The 6,779-nt window shown below is 73.7% G+C and carries 6 protein-coding genes; 5 read left to right on the plus strand and 1 reads right to left on the minus strand.

Annotation, left to right across the window (positions count from 1 at the left end):
* Nucleotides 1-5: 5 nt before the first annotated feature.
* On the minus strand, nt 6-1,616 hold the full coding sequence (locus tag ACJOT3_RS12335) for an amidohydrolase (RefSeq protein ID WP_406972069.1): 1,611 nt from the start codon (nt 1,614-1,616) through the stop codon (nt 6-8).
* A 513-nt stretch (nt 1,617-2,129) separates the two neighbouring features.
* Here ACJOT3_RS12335 and ACJOT3_RS12340 point away from each other — a divergent pair.
* The 5 genes from ACJOT3_RS12340 to ACJOT3_RS12360 all read left to right on the plus strand — a co-directional run bounded on the left by ACJOT3_RS12340 (nt 2,130) and on the right by ACJOT3_RS12360 (nt 6,744).
* Nucleotides 2,130-3,083 (plus strand): ABC transporter substrate-binding protein, encoded by a 954-nt coding sequence (locus tag ACJOT3_RS12340; RefSeq protein WP_406972071.1) that lies wholly within the window; start codon nt 2,130-2,132, stop codon nt 3,081-3,083.
* A gap of 82 nt (nt 3,084-3,165) precedes the next feature.
* The gene (locus ACJOT3_RS12345) at nt 3,166-4,131 is read left to right on the plus strand and encodes an ABC transporter substrate-binding protein (protein ID WP_406972073.1); all 966 of its coding nucleotides are present in this window, start codon (nt 3,166-3,168) and stop codon (nt 4,129-4,131) included.
* Nucleotides 4,128-4,970, plus strand: a complete 843-nt coding sequence (locus ACJOT3_RS12350; protein WP_406972075.1) for an ABC transporter permease — start codon at nt 4,128-4,130, stop codon at nt 4,968-4,970. The genes ACJOT3_RS12345 and ACJOT3_RS12350 overlap by 4 nt, the downstream gene beginning before the upstream one ends.
* The gene (locus ACJOT3_RS12355; RefSeq protein WP_406972077.1) at nt 4,967-5,905 is read left to right on the plus strand and encodes an ABC transporter permease; all 939 of its coding nucleotides are present in this window, start codon (nt 4,967-4,969) and stop codon (nt 5,903-5,905) included. The genes ACJOT3_RS12350 and ACJOT3_RS12355 overlap by 4 nt, the downstream gene beginning before the upstream one ends.
* 53 nt (nt 5,906-5,958) lie before the next feature.
* Nucleotides 5,959-6,744, plus strand: a complete 786-nt coding sequence (locus tag ACJOT3_RS12360; protein WP_406972081.1) for an ABC transporter ATP-binding protein — start codon at nt 5,959-5,961, stop codon at nt 6,742-6,744.
* The last annotated feature ends 35 nt before the right edge of the window (nt 6,745-6,779 follow it).

Consider the following 6,779-nt stretch of genomic DNA (forward strand, 5'->3'; position numbering starts at 1 on the left):
GGCCCTCACCCGGTCCACACGTCCGCGCCGCCGACCACGGTGCGCAGCACCCGGGCCCGGAGCAGGGTCTCGGCGGGTCCGGCGAACACGTCGCGGTCCACGACGGTGAAGTCGGCGTGCAGCCCGGCGGCCAGGCGCCCGAACCGGTCCTCGGCCCGGCAGGCCCGGGCGGCGTCGGCGGTGCCGTGGGTGATCGCGTCGGCCAGCGGGACGGCGTAGTGCTCCAGGTTCGGCGCCAGGGCCGGGTCCTGGGCCGAGCGGCGGGTGGCGGCGACGAACATGTTGGGCAGCGGGGCGTGCGGGGCGGTGGGCGAGTCGGTGCCGAAGGCCAGCGGCGCCCCGGCGGCGGTCATCTCCGGCCAGGCGAAGCCGCGTTCGATCCGCTCGTCGCCCAGCTGCTTGCGCCAGTTGTCCTGGATGGCGGGGTCGGCGTGGACGGGCTGCATGCTGGCGGTGATGCCCAGCGCGCCCAGGCGCACGACGTCCTCGGCGGCGGTGACCTCCAGGTGTTCGATGCGGTGGCGGCGCGGGGCGGGGCCGTTGGCGGCGGTGGCGTGTTCGACGGCGGCGATGGCCAGGCGCACGGCCTCGTCGCCGATCGCGTGCATGGCGACCTGGAGCCCGGCGGCGTCGGCGGCCGCGACCACGGCGTCCAGAGCTTTCGGGTCCCAGATGGGGCCGGGGTGGGAGCCGTCGGCGAAGGGGGCGCCCATGGCGGCGGTGCAGCCGTCGACGGTGCCGTCGACCATGATCTTGATGCCGGTGACGCGCAGGCGCTCGGAGCGGTACCGCTCGGCCAGGCGGGCGGCGTGGGCCACCTCCTCCAGGGCGCGGCCGGTGTCCCCGTGGTGCTCGATGCGCCAGTGGCCGACGATGCGGGCGGTGAGGGTGCCGGCCTGTTCGGCCCGCTCCAGGGCGGCCAGGTCGGCGGCGTTCAGGCCCATGTCGACGGCGGCCGTGACCCCGCTGGAGCGGTAGGCGGCCAGCGCGGCCTCCAGGTGGGCGTCGCGGTCGGCGTCGGTCTCCAGGGCGTCCAGGACCGGCCAGACCAGCTGCTGCATGGCGGTCTCGTCGATGTAGCCGGTGGGCTCGCCGGAGGCGTCGCGTTCGATCCGCCCGCCCGGGGTGTCGGGGGTGGTGCGGTCGATGCCGAGTTCGGCCAGGGCGGCGGTGTTCACCCAGATGGAGTGGTAGTCGTACGCCTGCACGTAGACCGGCCGGTCCGGGACGAGCGCGTCGAGCAGCTGCCGGGTGGGGCGCCCGTCGACGGCGTCGTGGCGCCAGGCGGTGGCGCGGACCCGGGGCGCGCCGGGGTGGTCGGCGGCCCAGGCCCTGATGCGGCGGGCCACCTCGGGGAAGTCGGCGGCGCCGGCCAGGTCGGCCTGGCGGGTGGCCTCGCCGGTGCCCAGCACGTGGGCGTGGCCGTCGACGAACCCGGGCAGGACCAGGCCCCCGCCCAGGTCGACGGCGGTGTGGCCGGGTCCGGCGATGCGCCCGGCGGTCTCCCGGTCGCCGACGTAGGCGATCCGCCCGTCCCGGACGACCATCGCTTCGGCGCGCGGCCTGCCCGCGGCGGTGAAGAAGGCGGCGTTCTCGTACAGCTGGCTCGGTGACACCTCGGGGGACCTCCGTGTGCTGGGTGTGCTCGGTGTGCGTGTGTGGCATTGAACACAGCACCGGAGTAATTGTCAACGACTGTGACAGTTATCGTGACCGTTGTTCGGGCGAAAGAAACCCCGGGTCGGAGGCCGTAACGGCACCGACCCGGGGCGGAAACACCCGGTGGCGGGGAGCCCCCGCGGCCGGTCGCGCAGTTCGCGCTCGATGATCTCGCCGGAGGCGTTGCGCGACAGCCCGGCGACCGGCTGGACCGCCTTGGGCACCTTGAACGCCCCCAGGCGCCCGCGCACGTGCCCGACCGGCCCCTCCTCCAGCCCCTCGACGTTCACCCCGGCGGCGGCGCCGCGTTACCGCTGACCAGGGGCGGTCATCCGATCCTGGGCTGTTCACGTGCCCGAAATGTGGCCTGCACACGCCTTGACCTGGTGACCCCCATCACTTATGTTCACTTACAGAACACTTGTGCGCCTAGCGAACATGCTGGTGCGGCCCCACCCCTTGGAGTCCCGATGCGCCCCTCACCGACCCTCATCGCCGCCGCCGCGGCACTGCTGGTCGCCACCGCCTGCTCCCCCGGCGGGGACGACACGGCCGATGGAGGGCTCACCACCGTCACCGCCGGCGTCATCCCGATCGTCGACGTCGCCCCCGTCTACCTCGGCGTCGACCAGGGCTTCTTCAGCGACCGCGGCATCGACCTGCGGCTGGAGGCCGGATCGGGCGGCGCGGCCATCGTCCCCGGCGTGATCAGCGGCGAGTTCGACCTCGGCTTCAGCAACGTCGCCTCGCTCATCGTCGCCCGCGAGCAGGGCCTGCCCCTGGCCGCGCTGACCAACGGCGCCACCAGCGTGGGCGAACAGGGCGCCGACTTCGGCGGGGTGTTCGTCCTGGGGGACAGCGACATCACCGACGCCGCGGGGCTCGAAGGCGCCACCGTGGCCATCAACAACCTCAACAACATCGGCGACACCACCGTCCGCCAGTCCGTGCGCGCCGCCGGCGGCGACCCCGGCGAGGTCGCCTTCGTCGAGCTGCCCTTCCCCGACATGCCCGCCGCCCTGGAGACCGGGCAGATCGACGCCGTGTGGGCGGTGGAGCCCTTCGCCTCCGCCATCCGCGCCGCCGGGCACCGCGAGATCGCCTCCAACTTCGTCGACACCCACCCCGACCTGTCGGTGGCCGCCTACTTCACCTCCGACCAGCGCCTGGAGCAGGACGCCGAGCTCTTCGCCGACATCACCGCGGCCCTGGAGGAGTCCCTGGCCTACGCCGAGGCCAACCCCGACGAGGTCCGCCGCATCCTGGGCACCTACACCGAGATCGACGCCCAGGTCATCGAGGAGATGGTGCTGCCGCGCTTCCCCGCCGGGATCAACGAGGAGTCCGTGCGCACCCTGGCCGACCTGATGGTCACCGACGGCCTCATCGAGACCGAGCCCGACCTCGCCCCCCTGCTCCCCTGACCCCGCGCCCGTCCCTGTTCCCGGCCCCGCTCCCGCCCTCGACCCCGCTCCCGTCCCGACCGCACCTGCCGAGAGAGAACCCATGACCTCCGCGAAGACCCCCCTGAGAGTGTTCGCCGCCTGCGCCGCGCTCACCCTGGCCGCCACCGCCTGCGGCGGCGCCGACGACGCCCCCGCCGGCGACGGCCCCACCCCCGTCACCGTGGGCGTCCTGCCGATCACCGCGGTCGCCCCGCTCTTCCTCGGCGTGGAGCAGGGCATCTTCGAAGAGCACGGCCTGGACGTGAGCATCGAGACCGGCGGCGGCGGGGCCACCACCGTCCCCCGCGTCGTCAGCGGCGAACTCGACTTCGCCTTCGGCAACTTCGCGTCGCTCATCATCGCCCGCGAACAGGGCCTGCCCCTGACCGTCGTCGGCAACGGCATGACCACCACCGGCGACGCCGCCACCGACTACAGCGCCCTGGTCGTGCCGCCCGACAGCGACGTCACCTCGGCCGCCGACCTGGCCGGCGCCACCGTCGCCATCGACAACCTCAACAACATCGGCGACACCTCGGTGCGCAACTCGGTGCGCGTGGCCGGCGGCGACCCCACCGACCTCGACTTCATCGAGCTGGCCTTCCCCGACATGCCCGCCGCCCTGTCCAACGGCCAGGTCGACGCCGCCTGGGTCGTCGAGCCCTTCCTCACCGTCGCCCTGGAGCAGGGCGCCACCCAGATCGCCGGGAACTTCGTGGACCTGCACCCGGAGCTGTCCATCGCCGGGTACTTCACCGGCGACGAGCTCATCGCCGAGGACCCCGGGACCGTGGACGCCTTCACCGCGGCCCTGAACGCCTCCCTGGAGTACGCCGAGGCCAACCCCGACGAGACCGCGCAGATCCTCACCACCTACACCGAGATCGACCCGGCCCTCATCGAGCAGCTGCGCTGGCCGCGCTTCCCGGCCGACATCGACCGCGAGGCCCTGCGGACCCTGGCCGACCTGATGGTCACCGACGGCCTGATCGACGCCGACCCCGACCTGGACACCCTGATCCGATGAGCACCGCAACCGCCACACCCGCCCCGGCCCCGGGCGGCGTGCGCCGCCCGGGCGCCCGGGCGCGCACCGCACCCAACCGGCCCGTCCTGGGCGCCGCGGGCGTCCTGGCCCTGCTCCTGCTGTGGGAGGCGGCCCCGCGCCTGGGCGCCGTGCCCGAACGCTACTTCCCGCCCGTCTCGGAGGTCCTCACCACCCTCGTCCAGCGGGCGGGCACCGCCCCCTTCTGGGAGGCGGTCGGCCACACCCTGTACGGGTGGGGGCTGGGCCTGGCCATCGCCTTCGCCGCCGCCGTGCTGCTGGGCTTCGCCCTGGGCTCGGCGCCCCGGGTGCGGGCCTTCACCACCTCCACCGTCGACTTCCTGCGCCCCATCCCCTCGGTCGCGCTCATCCCGCTGGCCGTGCTGATGTACGGCACCGACATCCGCTCGACGCTGCTCCTGGTCGTCTACGCCTGCTTCTGGCTCATCTACATCCAGGTGCTCTACGGCGTCGCCGACGTCGACCCGGTCGCCGAGCAGACCGCCCGGTCCTACGGGCTGGGCCGGCTGGCGCGCATCCGCCACGTCGTGTGGCCCACCACGCTGCCGTACCTGATGACGGGGCTGCGCCTGGCCGCGGCGGTCGGGCTGATCCTGTCCATCACCGCCCAGCTGATCATCGGCTCCCCCGGCATCGGCCGGCAGATCACCGCCGCCCAGCAGGGCGGCGCGGTGGCCCTGGTCTACGCCTGGATCGTGGCCACCGGCGTGCTCGGCGTGGTCATCAACCTCGGTGTGCGCGCCCTGGAGCGCCGCGTCCTGCGCTGGCACACCTCCGTCCGAGGGGAGGCCGCGGCATGAGCCGCCCCGCCGTCGACCGGTCTCTGCCCGACCGGCCGTCCGCCGACCGGCCCGCCGCCGACCCGACCCCGGCCGCCCCGGCGGCCCCGACCGAACCGGAGGCCCCCGTGGCCCGCCCACCGCGGACCCCCGCCAAGGCCGCCCGAGCCTCCCGGCCCGCCGGGGCGCTCCTGCGCACCGCGCACGTCCTGCTGCTGCCCGCCGTGCTCGTGGGCGTGTACTGGGCCTTCACCGCCCGCCCCGACGCCGGGTTCTACACGCCCACCCCCGACGCCATCGCCTCGGCCTTCGCCGAACTGTGGTTCTCCGAGCGGTTCTTCGTCGACGTCCTGCCGAGCCTGGGCCGGCTGCTCACCGGCTTCGCCCTGGCCGCGCTCATCGGCATCGGCCTGGGCGTGCTGCTGGGCCTGGACGCGCGCGTGCGCGCCACCGCCGAACCCGTGCTGGAGTTCCTGCGCGCCATCCCGCCGCCCGTCCTGGTCCCGCTGATGATCATGCTCGCGGGCATCGACGACGGCATGAAGGTCGCGGTCATCGTCTTCGGCTGCGTGTGGCCGATCCTGCTCAACACCGTCGAGGGCGTGCGCGCCGTCGACCCGGTGCTCGCCGACACCGCCCGCTGCTACGGGATCGGCGGGGTGACCCGGCTGCGGGTGCTCGTGCTGCGTTCGGCGTCCCCGCAGATCATGGCCGGGCTGCGGCTGGCCCTGGCGCTGGCGATCATCCTCATGGTCATCAGCGAGATGTTCGCCAGCTCCAGCGGCCTGGGCTTCGCGATCGTGCAGTTCCAGCGCACCTTCGCCATCCCCGAGATGTGGGCGGGCATGGTCCTGCTCGGCATCCTCGGGTTCGTCCTGTCCTCCCTCTTCGAGCTCGTCGAGGGCCGCGTCCTGGGCTGGTACCGGGGCCTGCGGGCCGCGCACCGCGGGGAGTGAGGACCGTGCCCACCACCGACCCCACCCACCACCACCGAGGAGTGCGTCCCGGCATGCTCAAGGTCACCGGACTACAGAAGATCTACAACGGGGGCCCGGCCCCGGTCGAGGCCGTCCGCGACCTGACCTTCGAGCTCGCCGAGGGCGAGCTGGTCTGCCTGGTCGGCCCCTCCGGGTGCGGCAAGACCACCCTGCTCAAGTGCATCGCCGGACTCATGGCGCCCACCTCCGGGACCGTGGAGCTGGCCGGGGAGCCGGTCCTGTCCCCGCCGCCGGGCATGGCCGTGGTCTTCCAGGAGTACGGGCGCAGCCTGTTCGCGTGGATGAGCGTGCGCGCCAACGTCGAGCTGCCGCTCAAGGAGAAGAAGCTGCCCCGGGCCCGCAGGGAGGAGCTGGTGGCCGAGTCCCTGGAGGCCGTGGGGCTGACCGCGTTCGCCGACGCCTACCCCTGGCAGCTGTCGGGCGGCATGCAGCAGCGGGTGGCCATCGCCCGCGCGATCGCCTACGAGCCGCAGGTCCTGCTCATGGACGAGCCCTTCGCGGCCGTGGACGCCCAGACCCGCGCCGACCTGGAGGACCTGGTCCGCGCCATCTGGCAGCGGCTGGGCGTGACCGTCCTGTTCGTCACCCACGACATCGACGAGGCCGTCTACCTGGGCGAACGCGTCCTGGTGCTGTCCAACTCGCCCACCGTGGTCCAGGACGACATCACCGTCGACCTGCCGGAAGAGCGCGACCAGCTCACCACCCGCCAGGACGAGCGGTTCACCCACCTGCGGGCCCGCGTCTACGCCCAGATCCAGCAGGCCAAGAAGGGCACCGCCCCCGCCCCCGCCTGACCCCCGCGATCCCGGGTACGAGGGCCGAGAACCCG

The sequence above is a fragment of the Nocardiopsis protaetiae genome (assembly GCF_045446735.1).
Taxonomy (GTDB): Bacteria; Actinomycetota; Actinomycetes; order Streptosporangiales; family Streptosporangiaceae; genus Nocardiopsis; species Nocardiopsis protaetiae.